Source organism: Campylobacter concisus, from assembly GCF_902460545.1.
Taxonomy (GTDB): Bacteria; Campylobacterota; Campylobacteria; order Campylobacterales; family Campylobacteraceae; genus Campylobacter_A; species Campylobacter_A concisus_AE.
Genome location: NZ_CABPUE010000001.1, coordinates 242406 through 263938, shown reverse-complemented (window position 1 = coordinate 263938; position 21533 = coordinate 242406). Strand labels below are relative to the sequence as shown.

Genomic DNA, 21533 nt, shown 5'->3' with positions numbered 1-21533 from the left:
TATAAATTTGCCAAAGATTGGGGCTTTTTATAATCTATTTTAAAATTCTGTGCTAAATTTACACAAAATTTATCTTATTTAATTTAGGAGGAGTGATGATTTACGATAACATCGTTAAAACGATTGGTAATACACCTATTGTAAAGATAAAAACAGGTGCTGATGAAGCCGAAATTTACGTAAAACTAGAGTTTTTTAACCCAGGTGGCTCTGTAAAAGATAGGATTGCATTTAATATGATAACTAAGATGCTAGCTGACGGTACGCTAAAACATGGCGATACGATCGTTGAGCCAACGAGCGGAAATACTGGCATTGGTGTAGCGATGTGCGGTGCTGCACTTGGCTTTAAAGTGATACTTTGCATGCCAGAGAGCATGAGTATCGAAAGACGCAAGATCGTTGCTGCTTATGGCGCACAGCTTGAGCTTACTCCAGCGTCTGGTGGTATGAAAGCAGCGATCGCAAGAGCTACAGAGCTAGCAGCTCAGCCAAATCACGTAATGCTAAGCCAGTTTGAAAACAAGTATAACCCACAAGCTCACGAACTAACAACAGCTGCTGAAATTGTGGCTGATTTTAGTAAGCTTGATGCATTTGTAGCTGGCGTTGGCACAGGTGGTACAATAAGTGGCGTAGCAAAAATTTTAAAAGAAAAAGGCTATGATACTAAGATCATCGCAGTTGAGCCTGAAGCATCGCCGGTTTTAAGTGGTGGCAACCCAGGGCCGCATAAAATTCAAGGCATTGGAGCCGGATTTTTACCAAATACTATGAATATGAGCCTAGTTAGCGAAGTGGAAAAAGTAAGTAACGATGACGCACTAAACGCAGTTAGAGCAATTGCAAAAAGTGATGGACTCATGATAGGTATAAGTGGTGGTGCTGCTTACGTGGCTGCAAAAAGAGTAGCTAAAAGACTTGGCGCTGGCAAAAAAGTACTTTTCATAGCTCCAGATAATGGCGAAAGATACTTAAGCACAGAGCTTTACGGAGCATAAAAATATGTGGGATAGTCTAAAGGAGCTAGTTCAAACCATTCGTGAAAAAGACCCATCGGTACATAAGTGTTGCTTTTTGGCAATACTTATAAACACTCCTGGTATTCATGCGGTTTTGTTTCATAAAATTTCTCATTTTTTATATAAAAAAGAGCGTTTTTTTCTAGCTAGACTCATCTCACAAATTGCAAGATTTTTAACGGGCATCGAGATCCATCCTGGCGCAAAGATTGGTAGGAGATTTTTCATAGATCATGGCATGGGTGTGGTTATTGGTGAGACAGCTGAGATAGGCGATGATGTAATGATGTATCATCAAGTAACGCTTGGAGGTACTGGAAAAGAGTGTGGCAAAAGGCACCCAACTGTAAAAAATGGTGTGACTATCGCAGCTGGATCAAAGATACTAGGTGCCATAACGATCGGCGAAAATGCTAAGATCGGCGCAAACTCGGTCGTGTTAAAAAATGTCCCAGCAAACGCGACAGTCGTTGGTATACCAGCGAGAATAGTTCGAGTAAATGGGACAAAATTTGAGCCAGAATTTATTATCTAATCTTAAAGATTATATAAATTTATTCTTACTTTTTATGCTTTAAAATTTGAGCATAAATTTCATCTTTTAGTTTTAATTTTTCTTTCTTTAAATCATCAAGCTCTGATGGTTTTGCTAGATTCTCATCTATTTTTTTATTTAGCTCATCATGTTTTTTGCAAAGAGTAGCAAAACGAGCATCGGTTTTCTTTAGCTCATTTATAAGGTCTGTATATTCATGTAACATATCGGCTCCTATAAAAATTTGAGAAATTTTATCAAGACTTTGTAAATGCTTGGATATAAAAAAGGTGCCAAGCCATTGCTTAAATTTTTAAAAAGAGCAAGTAGAAAAATTTATTTTATACGTATTTGAATTCTTCAGGTTTGTGTTTGCTTTTTACAACACGCTTGGTTAGACGTATTCCATCAACGGTACCGATAACTAAAAGCTTTGATCCTGTCCCCACTAATGTATCGCCATTTGGCATTGGTACAAAATTATTATTTATATCTCTAATGCCTACTATGTCTGCATTTGTAATATTTCGTAGATGAGTTTCTTTTAACCTTTTAAATCTTATCCAAGAGTAATCAGGAACAAGAATTTCTTCTATATCGATAGGTGAATTTTTTGTATACAAAAACTGCTCTAATAAATTTTCCATGTCTGGCCTTACGCTCATAGCACTTAACCGCTGCGCGACTAATCGAGATGGGCTTACTACATTGTCAGCACCTAATTTTTTTAATCTTTGCGTATCGTCTTCTGTCTCTGCATTTGTGATGATATGATAAGGCTTTCTGCGACCTATCTCTTTTTCATAAAGTCTTACAGATGCTATAAGGGCAATATTATCAGCAATATTTGAGCTAAGAGTTATAAGTCCTTTTGCGCTTGATAAATGTGTTTTCAAAAAGGCAATTTGTGTATGTGGCTGAGCTTTTATGAAATATGGATATTTATAAATTTGAGCTAGCTCCGCAATATCTTCTCTATCATCGACCACTACAAAAGGTATATGATTTTCGCGAAATTGAGCACTAAGTTCGATTGTGTATAGATTGTGATAACAAATAACGAAGTGATTTTTTAGTCTTGCGATCCTATAAAGCATGCGTCGTTCCTTTAAAATGCTAATTAATGTACCTCTTTTTAAAACCTCAACCACAATACCAATCGATAGTGTAAATATAATAAAACCAATAAGTATAAATGTGATAGTAAAAATTCTGCCCTTTGGAGTTATTGGAGCAACTTCGGTAAAACCAACTGTTGTAAAAGTCATGCCAGCTTGGTAAAAGGCATCTATTAGCGAGAAATTATCTATTAAGACATAACCTAATGTTCCAAAAAGTAACAGTAATACGACTGAAATTAGTGGAAATCTAAAAGGTTTTAATTGTTCGTAAAGCTCAGTATCTAGGCTTATTTCTGGTTTTGTAGAGTTTGACCAGTTGAGGAATTTTAAAAGTCTTGAGAGAAAAGACATAAATTCCTCTTCATTTTATTTTCTTAGTTTGATTGTTTTTTCATCGTTCTTAGAGTAGAAGCAGCAACTTTTATCTTTCTTGTAGTACCATCTTCTAGTGTAACACGAATCGTTCTAAGATTTGGCAAGAATCTTCTTTTAGTTTTATTGTTAGCGTGGCTCACATTGTTGCCTATCATCGGTCCTTTGCCTGTTATCGCACATCTTTTTGACATTTTTTTTCCTTATAAACAAAAATTTCTGCTGATTTTATCTAAAACAAACAAAAGTAATGCTTAAATAGATTCTTTTTTAAAAGAATTGATTTTTATTTATAATCTAGATAAAATAACGCCTTTGCCTATAATTATAAATAGCAAAAATATTTAGAAATCTTGAGTGATAAAAAATGCTTAGTAAAGAGTTGATCGAAAAAAATGTTGATTTTGTTTTACAGATGCCAACTCTTTTTGAAAAGGTCGAGCACTTTTTGTTAGCTGGTAATGTAACTGAAGCAGTTATTACTTTACAAAATATAGCATCTTTTAAAACTTATTTTAGCTCCATTTTTAAGCGTGCAAAATTTGATATTCCTTATGATGGTAATGATTTGGTAGTAATAGCAAATATGCTTGGCGTTGATACTTTTAGAGCGATAGTGCTTTCTTATTTTATATTTTTAAAATCCCCAAAAATTTATAAGGTATTTAATTTTAAAATCGTCGATTTGATCGAGCTTAATGCCAAAATTTTATCAGATTGGCTAAAGGTATTAAATTCTTTTAAAGAAAAACGATACAGCTATTTATCACTTGCTCCGTATTCTATGGCCTGTATTATAGTGTGCGAGAATTTATTTTCAAAATATCCATCTTGCATGTCAGACGTTATTTCGTATTCTGACGTAAGCTATAATAAAATTTTGCAAAAAAAATATGGCTTTAATATTTTAGATATTTTTTTAAAAGCAATGAATATGAATAAGCAATCATTAAGCAAGATTGATAAAGAGATGCTTTGCTTTTTTGAGATTTTGCTCTCTTATGAGTCCAGTAGGCCTGAATTTTATGATTTTGGAGTTGATAAAATTTTAGATATCAATGTTTATCCAGAGATGCAAACCATTATATTTATTAAAAAAGCTCTACAAAAATGAAATTAACTTTTAATGGTTCTATGGCAATTATAAGGCCTTTTGGTTTTTTGGAAGCAGAGAATGTTCCATTAAAATTAAGTGAAAAATATATAAACCAAATTTCATCGCGAGACATCAGCGCTATACTGCTTTCACTAAAAAATGTTACATTTTTTAGTCCTATTTGGCTTGGTAGAATAATTGAAAATTTAAGCGAAGAAGCGCAAAAGCTTGGCGTAGTATTTGCGATTTGTGATTACAATGAAATTTTTTATGAATTGATGATGAAAACAGTTAAAAATATTTTAAATATTTCGATGTTTGAAAGTGAAAATATCGCAAGCTTGTTTTTAAATAAATTTCTAAACAACGCAAATGACAAAGTTTTCATTTATAACTCAACTGAGCAGTATAAGCACTATTTGGCCAATTATCTCAAAAATCGCTCATTTGATGTGGTTGAGGCTAGAGATGCAACCGAGTTTAATAAAAAAAAGAATTTATATAGTTATGCAGTGTCGCAGCTAAATCATGTGAGATTAAGACAAAATCAGATAGATACTTTTATAAAAGATGGTGTCGTTGTTTATGCCATAAAAAGTTTTATGGACTCAGATTTTATTGAAGATTTTGATATGTCAGCTCATGACATTATGCTAAAAATCGGATATAAATTTTTTATTTTATGGGTAAATATTTCTGGCGCTTTAAATATAAGGGGTGCAAAATTTCTAATCAAACTTGCTAGCATTAGCAAAAGATCAGGTGCATTTATTTCGCTTTGTGGCATAAACGAATCAAATTTATCTATCGAATTAGTAACATACCTTAAAGATGCAAATATATTTATCTATAAAAATTTAAATGACTTTTACAAAGACGACACTATTTTTTATCTTAAAAAAAGAGACTTTGATGCAGAGCCAGTAGATATCAACAAGAGCGTTGCTCAAATTTCATCTTATGTGACACAAATTGTGAGCAAAATTATCTCACAATTAGCAGAAGAAGAAATTTTGTGTGTTGATACCAAAGTTAGTGCGCTTGACATAGAGGATGAGTGCGATTACTTGCGTATTTGTGTTCAGTATTATGGTGATATTTACGCAAGAGTGCTATTTGGAGTAAAAAAAGATAAATTAGACAAAATTTGCTCTATTTTTATGCCTGAAGGCAATGATTCAAATGATTATTTAAGTGGATATTCTCAAATTTTTAGTATCATTACGGATAAATTTTTGACTCATCTTTGGCAAAAAGGCATAAAAGTAAAAGTTAGCTTGCCTAAAATTTTATCCGATGATGTTTTTTTTGATCACAATAGTGTAGGCATCATGAATAGGCTAGATGCAAAAGATGACGAAATTGGCTTTATATTTGTAACTAAATAAGGAGAAAAAATGTACGTTGCGCCTAGTATTTTATCGGCTGATTTTGGAAATTTGGCAGCTGAGATAAGAGCCATTTGCGAGGCTGGGTGCGATCTGGTGCATGTTGATGTTATGGATGGGCATTTTGTGCCAAATTTAACCATCGGACCAGTTGTGGTAAATGCTGTTGCAAAAGCAGCCACAAAGCCGCTTGATATACATTTAATGGTTGAAAATAACTCGTTTTTTGCCGACCTTTTCTTGCCACTAAAGCCAAAATTTCTAACCTTTCACATTGAAGAAGAGAAGCACCCAATGAGGCTCATTGATCACATCAGGAAAAACGGCGTTGGCCCTGGCATCGTGTTAAATCCGCATACGCCAGTTAGTGTGATCGAGCATATTATTGATGAAGTCGATATGGTGCTTTTGATGAGCGTAAATCCTGGCTTTGGCGGTCAGAAATTTATGCCAGTCGTGCTTAAAAAAACAAGGGCGCTACGAGAGCTGATAGAACGAAAAAACGCTAAGTGTCTGATCGAAGTAGATGGCGGCGTAAACGGACTAAATGCGCCTGATCTTGAGGAGGCCGGAGCTGATATCTTGGTGGCTGGTAACTACATCTTCTCATCAAATTCCTACGAACAAGCCATCCGTGCCATAAAGCTTGAGTTTTGAAACCAAAAAAACAGCGTTTAGAAAATAGCATAGAAATTTTAGCTAGGCAAAATTTAAGCTATCATGAGTTTATTTTAAGATTTGGCGATATCGAGGAAATTTCATCTATTATTGACGTGCGCGACCTTGATATGTGGCGAACTCTTGGGCTTGACATCACTAGAAATGAAGAGAATGAGATCGAGCTTGGCACGAGATTTCGAGACATTAGCGAGCAGGAATTTTGCGTGGTTGATATCGAAACGACTGGCGGTACGACGAGTGGACAGATCATCGAAATAGGCGCAATAAAAATGAAAAATGGCGTTGAGATGGGGCGTTTTGAAAGCTTTATAGCAGCTCCTATGGTGCCTGAAAATATCACCGAGCTAACTGGCATAAAGGCTAGCGATTTAGTCGGTGCGCCAAATTTGCTAAATGTACTTGAGCGGTTTAAAATTTTTCTTGGAACTAGCGTCTTTATCGCGCACAACGTAAATTTTGACTACGGATTTATCTCTCATAGCCTAAATGAGATCGGTCTTGGCATATTGCTAAATAGGAAGCTTTGTACCATCGATCTTAGTCGTCGCACTATCGCTTCGCAAAAATACGGTCTTGGCTCGCTAAAAGAGCTTCTTGGCATAAACAATACCCACCACAGAGCCCTAAATGATGCAATAGCTGCGGCTGAAATTTTCAAAGTCTGCCTCACGCGGCTACCTTTTAGTATCCAAACGACAGAGGATCTCATAAGCTTTAGCAAAACAGCTCCAAGCGTGAAGTTAAAACCTGAGCCAGTTTTGTGTGTGAATTAGCGATAAAAAATTATCCATAATCCTAAATTTAATCATTAATTTTTATGCGATCTTTGTTTTTAAAGGATTGTGGGCAGTTTGCTAAATTTTACAAAAAAGGAGGCAAATGAGTCAGAAAAATTTAGTTTCAAATTTCATCTCAGTTGACGATGAGATACTCGCTTTTTTATCAAATTTTGGTGAAAATTGGTGCGTGAGTAATGATGGAGCGGAGTTTATAGAACAAAATTTGACCTTTATCGGCTCAAAGCCAGTTTTGCAAAATTTAAAAGGTTACAAAACGGCTGAATATAAAAATTTTGTCGACATTAAAAAATTCTTCAGCTTAAATCCAAGGATCAAAAGTAAAATTTTAAGCGGCGAGATAAACTACATCGGCGACAACTTAACAAATATAGAGGTTAAATTTGCACCCGAGTATTTTTGCGATTTTTTAAAATTTATAGTTGAAAATATCCCAGAACATCACTATTTTTGTAGTCCCAAGGAGGGCTGGATATTATTCATTGCGATGGAGGGATATGTGGAATTTGGTGTTTTGCACCAATAAATTTATTTTTAAGCAGTTGTCTAAAATTGTCAATAAAAACAAAACGTGAAAGAAAAATTATTCGTAAAAATTCTTAAAATTAACAAAGAACCGGGCTTGCATCCTAACACCGCTTGTTGCTAGCAAAATTTAATCAATTTTTTTATATAATCCCTATTTTTCACAAAGGCAAAAAGATGGATAGAAAATCTTGGAGTTCAAGGCTCACATACATTTTAGCTGTTGCAGGAGCTACGGTCGGCTTTGGTGCGACATGGCGTTTTCCGTATTTGGTCGGGCAAAACGGCGGCGGCGCCTATGTACTAGTGTTTTGTATCGCGATGATCGTGATCGGTATACCGATGATTTTGGCTGAAAATGCGATCGGCAGACGCCTAAAATGCAACGCTGTGGATGCTTTTGGTGGATCGATAAATGGCAAAAAGATCAGCAAAAAGTGGCAGATCGTTGGCTGGATGGGGCTTGTTGGTGCATTTGGTATTATGGCTTACTATATGGTTATTGGCGGCTGGGTGCTAAACTATATCGCCCAAATTTCATTTGGTTTGCTTGATCTCTCACATGTGGTTAGTTTTGAGGAGACAAGTGCGTTTTATGAGCAAAATATCGTAAGCAATCCACTTTCTATCAGCTTTGCGACACTTGTTTTTGTGCTAGTTAATTACGCTATTTTGGTGCAAGGTGCGGTCGGCGGTATCGAGCGATCAGCGAAATTTTTAATGCCGCTACTTTTTATTTTAATGCTTATTATGATCGCTAAAAATATCACTCTTGATGGTGCAATAGAAGGTGTAAAATTTTACTTAACACCCAACTTTTCAAAGATAAACTTAAAGCTTTTCGTTGATGTTTTGGGGCAGGTATTTTTTGCGCTCTCGCTTGGATTTGGTGTGATGATCACTCTTTCTAGCTTTGTGAAAAAGGATGAGGGTTTGGTTAAAATTTCTATCATTACAGGCATTTTAAATACAGTAATCGCCGTGCTTGCAGGATTTATGATTTTCCCTTCTCTTTTTAGCTACGGCGTATCGCCAGATAGTGGCCCAAGTTTGGTGTTTAAATCGCTACCAATTGTTTTTTCTCATATGCCATTTGGTGGTTTTTTCGCGGTTGCGTTTTTTACACTATTAATGATCGCTGCACTTACGACATCGCTACCAATATATGAAGTAATAATCACGACACTTCAAGAAAAATTTAAGATAAAACGCAAGAAAGCAATATTTTTAGTCCTTGGAGGCATATTTATTTTAGGAAATTTACCTTCACTGATGGCCACAAATATACTAAGTCATGTAAGTATTTTTGGTAAGAATATTTTTGATGCATATGATGCAATAAGCGCAACGATATTTTTTGTATTTACCTCATTTGGTTGTGCAATATTCGTAGGTTGGGTGCTAAAAGATGATGCAAAAAAAGAAATTTTACAAGGTAGTGAAAAACATGCAAAACTAATAAATGTCTGGTTTTGGTATATCAAATTCGTCGTACCGTTTATCATTTTGGTGCTTTTTATCAGCTCGTTTTACGATAATTTTTTAAAATAGGACGTAGAAATATGTTTTATTTTTTACTCGGTATTTACTTTTTTTACGTTGCCGCAAAGGCGATTTTGGCGGTTTTACAGATAAATTTTATCCGCGCAGAGGCTAAAAAGCCGGCCGTCGTTTTATCGCAGAGCGAATACGAAACCGCCGCCGCAGCAGCGATAAGCAATCAAAAATTCGAGCTAATTAGTCTGCTTTATCACGCCGCGATATTTATGATGTGGGCGTGCTGGGGGCTTGGCGCGATATCGGGGCATGCCTATAAAACGGGAGATATAGGCGACAACGTCTTTATGGTCATGGTATTTTTGCTCGTTTCGTCGTTGTTAGAACTACCGCTAAATATCTACGAAACCTTCGTCAAAGACAAAAAGCTCGGCTTTTCAAACGTAACGCCTAAAATTTTCGCGCTTGACCTGCTTAAAACGCTCGCGCTAACGCTGGTTTTCGGCACGCTGTTTGTGTGGCTGGTGCTGCTTTGCATTAGATTTTTGGGCGATTTTTGGTGGTTTTGGGCGTTTTTGCTTAGCTTTGCCATCGCGCTTGTTATAAATCTCATCTACCCGACGCTCATCGCGCCAATTTTTAACAAAATGCAGCCGCTAGAAGATGGCGAGCTAAAAAGCCGTATAGAAGGGCTTTTAGCGCAGTGCGGGTTTAAAAGTAGCGGCGTTTTTACGATAGACGCTAGCAAGCGCGACAACCGCTTAAACGCCTATTTCGGCGGCCTTGGCGCGACTAAACGCGTGGTGCTTTTCGACACGCTCGTTAAAAAACTAAGTTTAGAAGAGATAATCGCCGTTTTAGGGCATGAGCTGGGACACTTTAAGCACAAAGATATCCTAAAAATGATCGCTCTAAGCGCGGTTATGCTTTTTGCGATGTTTTTTATATTTGGCAACATCCCTGACGCGGCGTATCAAGCGCTTGGGCTTCATAGCGGAGGCGGCGGAGTGATCGTGTTTTTGCTGCTTTTTTCGCCGATTTTCGGGTTTTTATTTTCGCCGGTGAGCTCGTATTTTAGCCGCGCGAACGAATTTGGCGCCGATAGATTCGCTGGCGAGGTCTCAAACAAAGCCGACATGATAAGCGCGCTAAAAAAGCTAGGCAGCGAAAACAAGGCCTTCCCGAAGGCTCATCAGCTCTATGCGTTCGTCTATCATTCGCACCCAAGCCTCTTTGAGCGTATAAACGAGCTAGAAAATGAAAATTGAAGAGGCTCTTAAAGAGGCTAGTTTAAGACTAAACTCACTTTGCCAAAATCCAAGCAGAGTGGCTAAAATTTTGCTTATGAACTATCTTGATGTAAGCATTGAATGGATATTTTTAAATCAAAAAAAAGAATTTGATGAGAGCGGCTATTTTGTTCTAGTTAAAAGGTATGAAAACTATGAGCCTCTTGAATATATAACTGGTAAAGCTAGCTTTTATGGGCTTGATTTTTACGTGGAAAGCGGAGTGCTGATCCCAAGACCTGAAACAGAAATTTTAGTGGATAAAGTAATAGAAATTTCACGCGAATATAATGAACCAAAGATCGCAGAAATAGGCACAGGAAGTGGAATTATTAGTATCGTGCTAGCTCTAAAAACAAAGGCAAATATCGTAGCAACAGACATCAATGAAAAAGCTTTGATACTTGCTAAAAAAAATGCAGATAAATTTGATGTAGGTGGGAGGATCAAATTTTTAAACTGCTCTTATGTGGATGAAATTTTAGAAGATATTGATATTTTGGTTTCAAATCCGCCATATATTGCAAGAAGCTATAAACTCAGTAAATTTGTACTAAACGAGCCAGAAAGTGCACTCTTTGGAGGCGAAGTAGGAGATGAAATCTTAAAAGACATTATTCTCATAGCCAAAGATCGTAATATCAAAAACGTTGCTTGTGAGATGGGGTACGATCAAAAAGAAAGTATGCAAAAATTCTTAGAGGCCAATGGTTTTGAGTATAGTTTTTACAAAGATTTAGCTGGCTTTGATAGAGGCTTTTGTGCGAAGTTAAAAATATAAAGGAGAGAGTTTGAGAGGAGTTTATTTTTTGCTTTTGGCAGTACTTATAGGAGCTGAGTTAACGCTTGGTATTTTAGTGGCGCCAGTCATATTTTTCCCGCAAAGCATCATAGGAGATGGCGTACTTACGCATTTTATGAGTGGCCAAATGATGACAAAGATATTTTTGAAATTTAATTATATTTTGCTTTTTATAAGCATAGTTGTAATGATTAGCGAGCTATTTGATCTTAGAAAAAAGCTTATTTTTTCACTAAAATTTAGCATGCTAATGCTTGCTTTTTTAAATTTGGCTTTAGCTTTGAGCTTTGTATTTTTCTTTACGCCTTTTATAGTTTATGCTCAAAATTTGGGTATTGACGCGACACAGACGGCTGAATTTGCCAAAATGCATAGTGCGAGTGAATATGTGATGAAAATCATGCTTGTTTTGCAAATCATTTTATTTTTTGTGAAATTTAAGATTAGCCAAAATGAACGCAAAGCCTGATATTCAAGTCTTAACAAATTTTCTAGCTGACTACACGACGGCGATGGTGAGTGCTGGCACCTACACAGCGCGCGTTGAAAAGTGCGTAGACCGCATAGCTAAACACTACGGCCACGACGTTAGCGTGACGATTTTCGTGAAGTATTTTACTATTAGCGTCATGGACTCGGCCGACAACTCTCTGCGCCGAACCTACGTGAAAAAGATCCCGTTTGGTCATGTGAGTTTTAACCGTATTTCCGAGCTTTCGTCGCTTAGCTGGCGGATTTTGGATGAAAATTTAAGCTTAGAGAAGGCAAAAGAGCAGTTTGAGGGTGTCATGCGCATCGGGGCAAATAAATTTACAAGCTCGCTTATTTTGATTAGCCTTGCAAATGCGGCGTTTTGCAAGCTTTTCGGCGGCGATGCTGGCTCGGTGGCTTGCGTATTTTTTGCGACGCTCGTGGGCTATAGCCTTAGATTTGCGCTTGCTAAAATGGGCGTAAATTTAAAAATCCAGTACGTTTTGGTCTCGTTCGTGGTCTCGTTTATCGCCTATCTTGGCGTATTTTACGGCTTTACGCACACTAGCGACGTGGCGATCGGCTCGTCGATACTATTTTTGATGCCGGGCGTTTTTCTCATAAACTCGGTCTTTGACATCCTAAACGATAACACGCTTGTAGGCATCAGTAGAGCCGTGAGTACGGGCATTTTGATACTTTGCATCGCGGTTGGCGTATATATTACGCTCTCGCTTAGCAATGCGGAGATTTTACATGTTTGAGCTTTTGACCGCGACTCTCATAGACGGCGCTTTTGCCGCGGTGGCGGGGCTTGGCTTTGCCTACGCTAGCTCGCCGCCTAAAAGGACTCTCGCATTTTGCGCGCTGCTTGCGGCGTTTGCGCACGCTAGCCGCTTTTGGATCATGCAGATGGGATTTTTTAACATTAGCGTCGCCACCCTCATCGTCTCTTTTTTAAGCGGAATTTTAGGTATGCTCTTTGCCAAACGGCTCAAAGTGCCGGCTGAAATCATCGCGTTTCCCGCGCTTTTGCCGATGGTGCCGGGAGTCTATGCGTATAAGGGCATTTTGGCGCTATTTTCGTTTCTAAACGAGCTTAATATCGCTAAGAAAAACGAATACCTAATCATATTTTTCGATAATGCGATCACGACCACGACGGTCTCGCTAGCCCTAGGCGTCGGGGTTTCGGTGGTACTTATTTTATTTTACGATCAGTCCTTGATGATTACTCGCGGCGCCAAGTGCGATCTGGCGACGAGAAAGATGCGCGAGTAATTTTAACTTTCGGCATAGAAATTTTGTATGGCTTTTTGATAGTTTTTATTATTTTTACTAGATATTTTTTCAATTTTGCCGATATAGCTTAAAACTAAATTTTAAAAGGATTTATGATGTTAAGCGGTATCGGTGGGTTTTCTAGTGTTACTAAAAATTTTCAGTTAAATGAAAAACATAGCATAAAGAGTCAAAACATATATAAAAATGAAATCTCGCAGCCGGATGCAGTCGAGCACAAATTTAACGAAGTTTTAGGCTATAAAGTTGATGAGGACGGATATTTTACGTCCGAATTTAACGAAGCCGCAGGTATCCCAAAGGACTACAAAATCCACTCAGATACCTTAAAATCGCTCGTGAACGTAAATACTAATTCGGGAATTTTAAAAGCCGATTTTAAAAACATAGATATAGCCAAAACAGTCGGCAATGCATATAAAATTTTATCCCAAGTAGTCGGTGAGGACGTTTTAAATTCCAAAGAAAGTTTTAGCAAAGAAGACCTTGCCAAATTTCCTCAAGGATACGAATACGACAATAAAACGCTCAAGGTATTAAAGCTTCATAGCAAAATATCAGACTATATGGGAGCCGATAGTAGCTTTCAAAGAAATGAACGAACTAGCATAACGACTACTTTTTATAATAGCTCCACGATCGGTTACTACTCAGAGCATAAGAGATTAAAACCATCTACCGATATATTAAACAGCAACAGCGGCGGCAAAGAGGATATAAACAGCGGGATGTATTTTGATACTACAAAAGACAAATATACCGATAAAGACGGCAATATAACCAAAGGCGGGCTTTTGGTCGGCATTTTAAACAAAAATAGTCACGCCATAGAAGGTGAAACCACCTATCACGGCAAGATTAACGGGTTAGATAAAAACATATCCTCACAAGAGTATCAAGCAAAAATTAAAGCCTTTACCGACTTGCATGGACATAAATACGATAAATACTCGCAATCTTTAGTGGATTCATTGCCTCAAGATTTAAAAGATTTCGTAGATTTTGCAAGGAGTTTAAAATTTGTCGGCGAGATAAACGTCAGTGACGACGGCAAAGAATCAAAAAGCCTCTTTGAAATAATGCAAGAGGATATGAAAGAGGCGCAAAAACGCCTAGAAAAGCTAATAGAGCAAGAAAAGCGAACGCAAAAGATGCTGGATAAAAATAGAAAATACGACAAAGAGTTAAAGCAAAATACTAGAAAAAATTTAGAAGAACTTGAGGCGATAATGAAATTTAACGCTAAGAGCGTGGATATAAAGGCTTAAAAGGATTAATATGGTAAGCGGCATAAACGGATTTAACGCAAACGTAAATTATGATTTTAGTAGTACTCATGGGCAAAGTCTAAAGACGCATGAGAAAAAAGAGGCGGATATAATGGAGCTTTTAAGAAAAATCGGTAAAATGGGGCTTGATCTAAAAGCCTAAGGAGCGACCGTGAAAATACGAATCTACTACGAAGATACAGATGCGGGTGGCATAGTCTATCACGTAAACTACATAAAATTTTGCGAGCGAGCTAGAAGTGAAGCATTTTTTCAGGCTGGATTAAATTTCACAAAAGAGGACGGATACTTTGTAGTTTCGTCGCTTGAGGCTAAATTTATAGCTTCTGCTGTGCTTGGCGATGAAGTATTTGTTAGAACTAAAATTTTAGAGCTTAAAAAAGCTAGCCTTGTTTTGGAGCAAGAAATTTATAAATTTGATGACAAAAATGCCGAAAAACTACTCTTTAGAGCGACGATCACTTTAGCTTTTATGAAAGAAGAGAAGCTTGCTAAGATAAATGATGAGATAAAGAAATTTTTGGAGAATTCTAAATTTTAGATCGTGGCTAAGTTTAGAAATTTAACTTTAGCCACTTTGTGCTTTTACATTGAGCTATTTTGATCGAGTAAAATTTCTTGATTTGCTTCGTTAAAGTGGTCGCCTTTTACGTTATAAATTTTAACTCCATATAAAACTTGAGAGTTTTCAACTCTTTCGGTAAAAATTCTATCAGCACTTTTATCTATAAAATTTGTGTATATGTACTCGGCACCAAAAGCACTTGAATAGCCGATTTGCGAATATCTAAAATCTACATCAAAAAGATCACCAAGCCCCAAAAATAAGTCGTTAATAGGATTTAGTGAGTTTGCAATGAAAAGATTTTGTCTATCTCTTTGCGCGATGGCATTAAAGATATTTGGTAAAAAATTTATCTGTGTGCTTAAAAGTGCGTATGGTTTTATCTCAAAGCCTCTCATCTGCGTTGCTACAAGAGAAGCTTTGACGATTGGGATGTTTAAAAATATACTTGCGTCATCAAACTTGGATTTTTTACTTAAAGTGTCGTTTAAATTTATATCTTTGCCTACAATAGAGGCTTCATGATAATCGGTACTTTGCATGCGGACATATTCATTTAGCTTTTGCCCTAATGAACTGCCATCATCAAATGCAACTATCTTTTCATTCGAGTAGGCCAGTAAAGCTGAAATTTGCTCTTTATAATCAATGCCACCAAAGATCAAATTTGGCTTTGGATTTATGATAAAGGAGCTATGAACGCTTGGAATGTAGATAAGCTCATTTGATAGAACTAGCGAATTTATAATGTTTGCACCATTTGATGTAAGGGCTGCGATAAAATAATTAAAGCCTTGGGCTCTAGCCATTTGCATAGCATTTGTAAGACTTTGTGGGCTTTCATCGTTGCTATTTATAAATTTGATCTCGATATCTGCGTCTTGCTTTAAGATATAGCTTAAGACCGCGTTTGATACAACATTTGCATAAGATTTTATAATCTTTTGTGGGATGATTACAGCGATTTTGCCGCTTTTATTAACTTTTAAAATAGCTTCACCACCAAGAGAGATATAAAGCTCCAAAAGAGCGTTATCGTCTATTTTTGCTGGCTCAAATCTCGCCATAAAGCTGGCCAGTAAATCAGCCTTAATAAGCTCATTTAAGCAGGCATTATCACAGAATTCTGGTTCTAAATTTATATAAGTAATCTTTGCTGGAGGTATGCTTGATAGACTTTGGTTTTTTGTAACGTTACTCTCAAAATTTATCTCATCTTGCGATGCAAAAATAGTTGAAAAAATGGCTAAAAAAAGTAAAATTTTTCTCATATCACTCCTTTGATCTTTCTTAAATCATCAATAAAAATATTTTCAAAACTAGGATTTTTGCTTATCCACTCTGGTGAAAACGTTGGTAAAATAAGACTGTTTTCATTTTTTAAAATGCTACCTCTTATACTTGAAAATCCGCCTTTTAACAATGAATTCGGATATAAATGCATAAAGGCTTTCTCTCCTAAAGTCACGATTATCTTTGGCTTTATCAGCCTAATCTCTTCAAGTAAATAAGGACGACAAAGTTCAATAGAACGGCTTAAAATCGGACTTTTATCATCACTTTGTGAAATTTCACATCGAAGTAGAGAACTTATATAAATTTCTTTTATATCTAAATTTAAACTATTTTTTATGGCATTTTCTAAAAATTTTTTACTGTTATTTTCATAAGAGCCACTTTTTTTAGAAAATAATATAAACATGATTTTGCTATTTTCATTGCCGATGCCAGCTGTTACGCCTTTTGAGCTATTTCGCAAAGAACAAAGAGAACATTTTTTTACTTCGCGGTTTAGCTCATCAATATTGTTGTAATCATGATAATTGCTTAGACTAAGAAAATTCTTATCAATAAACTTATAGCCAATTAGTTTTAAGAAAAATAATTTTTTTAAAAGCCTATTGTCTTTATTAAAATTCATTTTTGGATTATAACTTGATTTGCTTAAAGTTTGAGTTGTGGCTTTTTAAGCTAAGTTATTCAAAGGAATTTAAGTATTGCTTTGATAAAATCCCACTTTTTATATTAACTTTAAGGATAGAAATGAAAAGGACTTATCAACCTCATAAAACCCCTAAAAAACGCACTCACGGCTTTCGCTTAAGAATGAAAACTAAAAATGGCCGAAAGGTAATAAATGCTAGACGTGCCAAAGGTAGAAAAAGATTGGCTGCTTAGCTGGTTTTGAGTCGTTAAGCGGCTCAAAAGAATTCTCTCAAGTTTATAAAGAGGCTAGCAAGTGGCATTGTGATGCTTGCATTGTTTTTTATAAACCAACAAATGAAAAAAAAATAGCAGTAGTTGCTAGTAAAAAAGTAGGAAAAGCGGTAGTTAGAAATAGAGCTAAAAGACTTTTGAGAGCCGCTTTTTTTAACATTTCTAGTGAATTAAAAGATGGCACATATATTATGATCGCAAAAAATGGAATTACAGAAATTTCATTTGAAAAAATTTGTAAAAATTTAAGTTGGTCTACAAAAAAAATGGGATGTTTAAAATGAAAAAAATTGCGATTAAAGCTATCGCTTTTTATCAAAAATATATTTCCATACTTCTACCAAAAAGCTGTCGCTATTACCCGACTTGTTCACAATATGCGATTTGGGAATTTCAAACAAATAGTTTTTTTTCTGCTTTTTTTGCAACCTTCATGCGAATTTTAAAATGCAATCAGCTTTTTAAAGGCGGTATCAACTACCCAATCATCTACAAAAAATTTAACCTATGTTTTATATCTCAAAAAAGTGATACCAGAAATGTAAATTTTTGGTTTGTCCCTTGTCAGAATAGTAAATTTTATGTCGTAAAAGTATTAGATAAATTAAAGGAAAAAAATTAAAATGGAACAGATGTCTATGCAAAAAAGGTTGCTTCTTGCAGCACTTTTATCTATTGTTTTTTTTATAGTGTATGATTTTTTTATGCCAAAAAGAGTGATACCTGAGCAAAACCAAACTACAATGTCTCAAACAATAGATCAAAATAAAGCTCCAAATATAAATCAAAATACACCAAAATCAAATGAAAATTTGGCTTCAAATGAGATAATCGCTACTATCAAAGGTCAAAGCTACGAAGCAAAAATAGATAAGCTAGGAAGAATTTCAAAATTCTACTTAACTGAAGAGAAATACAAAACTGAAGATGGTAACAAAATCGAACTTGTTTCGCAAAATCCATTGCCACTTGAGCTTAGATTTAACGATAGTATGCTAAATGCCGATGCTTTTAAGGTTGCATATAGTAGTGACGCTAGCGAGATAGATGCTAGCAGCGAGCCTAAAATGATAAAACTTACTCAAAATTTAGATGGAGTTACAGTCACAAAAAATATCAAATTTTACCCAAATGGCAGATATGAAGTTGAAGTAATTTTAAGTAAAAGTGTTGATTATTTCATTACTCCTGGCTTTAGACCAAATATCGCGATAGATAGCTATACAGTTCACGGTGTAATGCTTAGAAACACGGATGATAGCCTAAATATTATAGAAGATGGTGACGCCAAAGAGGTTAAAAACTATGCAAATACCACAATAGCAGCCGCATCTGATAGATACTATACAACGCTATTTTACTCATTTGAAAAGCCATTTGAAGTAGCCCTAGACAAAGATTCTAACAATAATCCTATTCTTTTTGTAAAGGCAAATGATAATTTAAAATTAGGCGCATATATCGGACCAAAAGAGCATAAAATTTTAAGCTCGATGGACGAGAGACTAAACGACGTCATTGAGTATGGTTGGTTTACATTTATAGCAAAACCAATGTTTGCATTTTTAAATTTCTTGCATAACTACATTGGCAACTGGGGTTGGGCTATAGTTGTTCTAACACTTGTTATAAGGATAGTTTTATTCCCGCTTACATACAAGGGTATGTTATCTATGAATAAGCTTAAAGAGCTTGCTCCAAAGGTAAAAGAGCTTCAGACAAAATATAAAGATGATAAGCAAAAAATGCAAGTTCATATGATGGAGCTTTATAAAAAGCATGGTGCAAATCCAATGGGTGGCTGCTTGCCAATCTTGCTTCAGATTCCGGTATTTTTTGCAATCTACCGCGTCTTACTAAATGCGATCGAGCTAAAAGGTGCTCCTTGGATACTTTGGATACACGATCTTTCGGTAATGGATCCATATTTTGTATTGCCTATTTTGATGGGTCTTACGATGTTTTTACAGCAAAAGCTTACACCGACGACATTTACTGATCCTATGCAAGAAAAGGTGATGAAATTTTTACCTCTTATATTTACATTTTTCTTCGTGACATTTCCAGCTGGTCTTACACTTTACTGGTTTGTAAATAACGTTTGCTCGGTTGTTCAGCAAGTATTTGTAAACAAACTTTTTGAAAAACATAAAAAAGCTGCGGAGGTAAAGGCTTAATGAAAATAGAAGCAAATACCCTTCAAGAGGCATTTCAAAAGGCAGCTGAGCAACTTAACTGCTCAGTAACTCAGCTTGATATAAAAGTTTTACAGCATCCAAGCAGTGGTTTTTTGGGATTTTTTAAAAGAAGTGCGATCATTGAAGCAAATTTAGAAAATCAGCCAAAACTACAACACAAGCCAAAAAATGATAAAAATTTTGTTAAAAAAAATGATGAGAACGAGGCTATAAAAGAAGATAAAAAGCAAGCTAAAAAACACGATCATAGTGATAAAAAGCGAGGTCCTAAAAAACATAGAGATGAAAAAAGCGAAACTAAATTTGAGCAAAAAGACCATAAAAATGAAAAGTCAAATTTGAATGAAAAAAATGAAGCTCTAGCTAAAGATGCATTTGCTCAAAAGAGTGAAGAAGAGGCTGAACCAGGATATGTAATAAAGAGACTTGATGAGCCAAAAGAAATAAAGGAGTCACAAGCTAGCAAAAATGCTCCTAAAAATATTTTAGATAATTCTATTATTGAAAATTTTAACCAAACTGATGAAGAGAGTGCGGCTCAAGCTTTACAAAAAGAAAAAAAAGAAAAAGCAACAATCGACTTTGATAAAATTTTACCTGAGATCAAAGATGGCATGAACCGTCTTTTTAAGGCAAGTTGTTTTGATATTAGTAAAATTGAAGTTAGCAAATTTGACGATGAAACTGTGCTTATAGAGCTTGATGGGGCTGACGCGGCTCTACTTATAGGTAAAGAAGGTTATAGGTATAAAGCGATATCTTACATGCTTTATAACTGGCTAAATTCAAAATACAACCTTGCTATCCGTCTTGAAATCGCGCAATTTTTGCAAAATCAAGAAGCGATGATGGATCAATATCTAAATGGCGTGATCGAGCGTGTGCAAAATAGCGGTAGAGCCCAAACAAAGCCACTTGATGGGGTTTTGGTTAAGATCGCGCTTGAGAAACTTCGCGAGAAATTCCCAGATAAATATGTCGGCATAAAAAGCGGCAATGACGGCAAATTTGTCGTCGTAAATGACTTTTTCAAAAAATGAGTGAAACTATCGCAGCCCTTGCCACAGCTTATGGCATCGGCTCAGTTTCTATCGTAAGGCTTAGTGGCAAGGACGCTCTGGCCACCTCTTTAAAACTTCTTAAACTTTCAAATTTAGAGCCAAGATACGCAAAACTTGCCAAAATTTACTCCCTTGATGATGAAATTTTAGACGAGGGCATCGTTATATATTTTAAAGCTCCATCAAGCTTCACAGGCGAGGATATCGTCGAGTTTCAAACTCATGGCGGCATGATGGTGAGCGAGAGAATTTTAAATGAACTAATAAAGGCTGGTGCTAGGCTTGCTATGCCAGGCGAGTTTAGCAAGCGAGCATTTTTAAATGGCAAGATGGATCTAGCCAAGGCTGAGGCTATGCAAGGGCTCATCACTTCAAAAAGCGAGATCGCTGCTAAAATTTTGACCCGCCAGATGCAAGGTGATCTTAGTAAATTTGTAGGCGAGATCAGGGGCGAAGCGGTCAAAACTCTTGCTTTTGTTGAGACGATGATTGACTATGCTGATGATGATCTGCCAGCAAATTTACTAGAGCAGACTAAGCAGATGCTTTTAAAAAATAGCAAGAAGCTAGAGCGCATAGCAACTCTTAGCGAGCAAAGAAGAGGACTGATAGATGGCTTTAAGATCGCTATCGTTGGTAAGCCAAATGTTGGCAAAAGCTCTATCTTAAACTCATTTTTGGCATACGAGAGAGCGATCGTTAGCGACGAGGCTGGCACTACTAGGGACAGGATAGAAGAAAATTTCAAGATCGGCTCGCATCTAGTTCGTATAATAGACACCGCAGGCATCAGAAAAGATGCTGGAAGGATCGAGCAAATCGGCATAAACTACTCAATCTCAGCCATAAACGAAGCTGACATTATCCTAGCTGTTTTTGATGGCTCAAACCCAAGCGATGAGCAAGACAAAGAGATAATTAGACTCGTTTCTAGCTCAAATAAAAAAGCTTTTTTCATCTTAAACAAAAGCGATCTAGCGTTTAAATTTGATATAGAACTAGAGGGCGCTATCAAAATTTCAGCAAAAACTGATACGAGCGTAGTTTTAAAAGAGCTTGAAAGCTACCTCAAGACACAGGATACTGATGAGATCATGCTAAGCTCAAACCGCCAAATTTTAAGCTGTAAAGAGGCTAGTGAGGCTTTAAAAAGAGCCTTTTTGAGACTCAGCGAAGAGGAGCTAGAAATTTTTGCTTATGAGCTAAATAGTGCGATAAAGGCGCTTGCAAGCATCACAAAGCCATTTGAAAGAAGTGAAATTTTAGACGAGATGTTTAGCCATTTTTGTTTAGGAAAATGATAGT

The 21533-nt window shown here is 36.2% G+C and carries 27 protein-coding genes; 22 read left to right on the top strand and 5 right to left on the bottom strand.

Annotation, left to right across the window (positions count from 1 at the left end):
* Positions 1-95 precede the first annotated feature (95 nt).
* Both cysK and epsC read left to right on the top strand, forming a co-directional pair.
* On the top strand, positions 96-1001 hold the full coding sequence (gene cysK, locus FZ949_RS01295) for a cysteine synthase A (protein WP_103580560.1): 906 nt from the start codon (positions 96-98) through the stop codon (positions 999-1001).
* A 4-nt stretch (positions 1002-1005) separates the two neighbouring features.
* Positions 1006-1557, top strand: coding sequence for a serine O-acetyltransferase EpsC (epsC, locus tag FZ949_RS01290; RefSeq protein WP_103580559.1), 552 nt, complete (start codon positions 1006-1008; stop codon positions 1555-1557).
* Positions 1558-1582: 25 nt separating this feature from the next.
* Here the strand turns inward: epsC and FZ949_RS01285 are convergent, their stop codons facing one another.
* The 3 genes from FZ949_RS01285 to rpmB form a co-directional block, all read right to left on the bottom strand.
* Entirely contained in the window at positions 1583-1783 is a 201-nt protein-coding gene (locus FZ949_RS01285; protein ID WP_103580558.1) for an HP1242/YdcH family protein, read from the bottom strand.
* A gap of 115 nt (positions 1784-1898) precedes the next feature.
* Positions 1899-3029: a potassium channel family protein gene (locus tag FZ949_RS01280; protein ID WP_021090478.1), complete on the bottom strand. Its 1131-nt coding sequence runs from the start codon at positions 3027-3029 to the stop codon at positions 1899-1901.
* 23 nt (positions 3030-3052) lie between these two features.
* Positions 3053-3244 (bottom strand): 50S ribosomal protein L28, encoded by a 192-nt coding sequence (gene rpmB, locus FZ949_RS01275; RefSeq protein WP_021090707.1) that lies wholly within the window; start codon positions 3242-3244, stop codon positions 3053-3055.
* A gap of 173 nt (positions 3245-3417) precedes the next feature.
* Here rpmB and FZ949_RS01270 point away from each other — a divergent pair, with 173 nt between their 5' ends.
* The 14 genes from FZ949_RS01270 to FZ949_RS01210 all read left to right on the top strand — a co-directional run bounded on the left by FZ949_RS01270 (position 3418) and on the right by FZ949_RS01210 (position 14728).
* Positions 3418-4164, top strand: a complete 747-nt coding sequence (locus tag FZ949_RS01270; protein WP_107953360.1) for a hypothetical protein — start codon at positions 3418-3420, stop codon at positions 4162-4164.
* A gap of 47 nt (positions 4165-4211) precedes the next feature.
* Positions 4212-5534 carry a hypothetical protein gene (locus tag FZ949_RS01265; protein WP_187424697.1) on the top strand — a complete coding sequence of 441 codons (1323 nt, stop codon included), beginning with the start codon at positions 4212-4214 and terminating at the stop codon, positions 5532-5534.
* A 9-nt stretch (positions 5535-5543) separates the two neighbouring features.
* Complete coding sequence (gene rpe / locus FZ949_RS01260) at positions 5544-6191, top strand: ribulose-phosphate 3-epimerase (protein ID WP_107953363.1); 648 nt, start codon at positions 5544-5546, stop codon at positions 6189-6191.
* On the top strand, positions 6188-6988 hold the full coding sequence (locus FZ949_RS01255) for a 3'-5' exonuclease (RefSeq protein ID WP_107953365.1): 801 nt from the start codon (positions 6188-6190) through the stop codon (positions 6986-6988). Before rpe ends, FZ949_RS01255 begins: the two co-directional genes overlap by 4 nt.
* A 106-nt stretch (positions 6989-7094) precedes the next feature.
* Entirely contained in the window at positions 7095-7538 is a 444-nt protein-coding gene (locus FZ949_RS01250) for a hypothetical protein (RefSeq protein WP_107953367.1), read from the top strand.
* A 176-nt stretch (positions 7539-7714) separates the two neighbouring features.
* Complete coding sequence (locus tag FZ949_RS01245) at positions 7715-9088, top strand: sodium-dependent transporter (RefSeq protein WP_084108281.1); 1374 nt, start codon at positions 7715-7717, stop codon at positions 9086-9088.
* Positions 9089-9099: 11 nt separating this feature from the next.
* Positions 9100-10302 (top strand): M48 family metallopeptidase, encoded by a 1203-nt coding sequence (locus FZ949_RS01240; RefSeq protein WP_103580552.1) that lies wholly within the window; start codon positions 9100-9102, stop codon positions 10300-10302.
* Positions 10292-11104, top strand: a complete 813-nt coding sequence (gene prmC, locus FZ949_RS01235) for a peptide chain release factor N(5)-glutamine methyltransferase (RefSeq protein WP_103580551.1) — start codon at positions 10292-10294, stop codon at positions 11102-11104. Before FZ949_RS01240 ends, prmC begins: the two co-directional genes overlap by 11 nt.
* A gap of 10 nt (positions 11105-11114) precedes the next feature.
* Positions 11115-11594 carry a DUF4149 domain-containing protein gene (locus tag FZ949_RS01230; protein ID WP_103580550.1) on the top strand — a complete coding sequence of 160 codons (480 nt, stop codon included), beginning with the start codon at positions 11115-11117 and terminating at the stop codon, positions 11592-11594.
* Positions 11578-12360 carry a threonine/serine exporter family protein gene (locus FZ949_RS01225; RefSeq protein WP_103580549.1) on the top strand — a complete coding sequence of 261 codons (783 nt, stop codon included), beginning with the start codon at positions 11578-11580 and terminating at the stop codon, positions 12358-12360. The genes FZ949_RS01230 and FZ949_RS01225 overlap by 17 nt, the downstream gene beginning before the upstream one ends.
* Positions 12353-12877 carry a threonine/serine exporter family protein gene (locus FZ949_RS01220; protein WP_103580548.1) on the top strand — a complete coding sequence of 175 codons (525 nt, stop codon included), beginning with the start codon at positions 12353-12355 and terminating at the stop codon, positions 12875-12877. The genes FZ949_RS01225 and FZ949_RS01220 overlap by 8 nt, the downstream gene beginning before the upstream one ends.
* Before the next feature lie 116 nt (positions 12878-12993).
* Positions 12994-14166, top strand: a complete 1173-nt coding sequence (locus FZ949_RS01215) for a Cj0814 family flagellar-dependent secreted protein (protein WP_148790031.1) — start codon at positions 12994-12996, stop codon at positions 14164-14166.
* Between the two features lie 10 nt (positions 14167-14176).
* Positions 14177-14329 carry a hypothetical protein gene (locus tag FZ949_RS09245; protein ID WP_180998610.1) on the top strand — a complete coding sequence of 51 codons (153 nt, stop codon included), beginning with the start codon at positions 14177-14179 and terminating at the stop codon, positions 14327-14329.
* Positions 14330-14338: 9 nt separating this feature from the next.
* On the top strand, positions 14339-14728 hold the full coding sequence (locus tag FZ949_RS01210; protein ID WP_148790030.1) for a YbgC/FadM family acyl-CoA thioesterase: 390 nt from the start codon (positions 14339-14341) through the stop codon (positions 14726-14728).
* 44 nt (positions 14729-14772) lie between these two features.
* On the opposite strand, the gene FZ949_RS01205 is transcribed toward FZ949_RS01210, so the two are convergent.
* Both FZ949_RS01205 and FZ949_RS01200 read right to left on the bottom strand, forming a co-directional pair.
* Positions 14773-16023 (bottom strand): hypothetical protein, encoded by a 1251-nt coding sequence (locus FZ949_RS01205; protein ID WP_148790029.1) that lies wholly within the window; start codon positions 16021-16023, stop codon positions 14773-14775.
* Positions 16020-16673 (bottom strand): uracil-DNA glycosylase, encoded by a 654-nt coding sequence (locus tag FZ949_RS01200; protein ID WP_148790028.1) that lies wholly within the window; start codon positions 16671-16673, stop codon positions 16020-16022. The genes FZ949_RS01205 and FZ949_RS01200 overlap by 4 nt, the downstream gene beginning before the upstream one ends.
* Before the next feature lie 122 nt (positions 16674-16795).
* Here FZ949_RS01200 and rpmH point away from each other — a divergent pair, with 122 nt between their 5' ends.
* From rpmH to mnmE, 6 genes are read left to right on the top strand one after another with little or no spacing between them, the layout of a single operon-like run.
* Positions 16796-16930, top strand: a complete 135-nt coding sequence (gene rpmH, locus FZ949_RS01195; RefSeq protein ID WP_002940373.1) for a 50S ribosomal protein L34 — start codon at positions 16796-16798, stop codon at positions 16928-16930.
* Positions 16918-17253, top strand: a complete 336-nt coding sequence (gene rnpA, locus FZ949_RS01190; RefSeq protein ID WP_072594909.1) for a ribonuclease P protein component — start codon at positions 16918-16920, stop codon at positions 17251-17253. The genes rpmH and rnpA overlap by 13 nt, the downstream gene beginning before the upstream one ends.
* Positions 17250-17591 carry a membrane protein insertion efficiency factor YidD gene (gene yidD, locus FZ949_RS01185; RefSeq protein ID WP_087576887.1) on the top strand — a complete coding sequence of 114 codons (342 nt, stop codon included), beginning with the start codon at positions 17250-17252 and terminating at the stop codon, positions 17589-17591. Before rnpA ends, yidD begins: the two co-directional genes overlap by 4 nt.
* A 1-nt stretch (position 17592) precedes the next feature.
* Positions 17593-19146, top strand: a complete 1554-nt coding sequence (gene yidC, locus FZ949_RS01180) for a membrane protein insertase YidC (protein WP_148790027.1) — start codon at positions 17593-17595, stop codon at positions 19144-19146.
* On the top strand, positions 19146-20207 hold the full coding sequence (locus FZ949_RS01175; protein ID WP_148790026.1) for a Jag N-terminal domain-containing protein: 1062 nt from the start codon (positions 19146-19148) through the stop codon (positions 20205-20207). Before yidC ends, FZ949_RS01175 begins: the two co-directional genes overlap by 1 nt.
* Entirely contained in the window at positions 20204-21529 is a 1326-nt protein-coding gene (gene mnmE / locus FZ949_RS01170; RefSeq protein WP_148790025.1) for a tRNA uridine-5-carboxymethylaminomethyl(34) synthesis GTPase MnmE, read from the top strand. The genes FZ949_RS01175 and mnmE overlap by 4 nt, the downstream gene beginning before the upstream one ends.
* Positions 21530-21533: the final 4 nt, after the last annotated feature.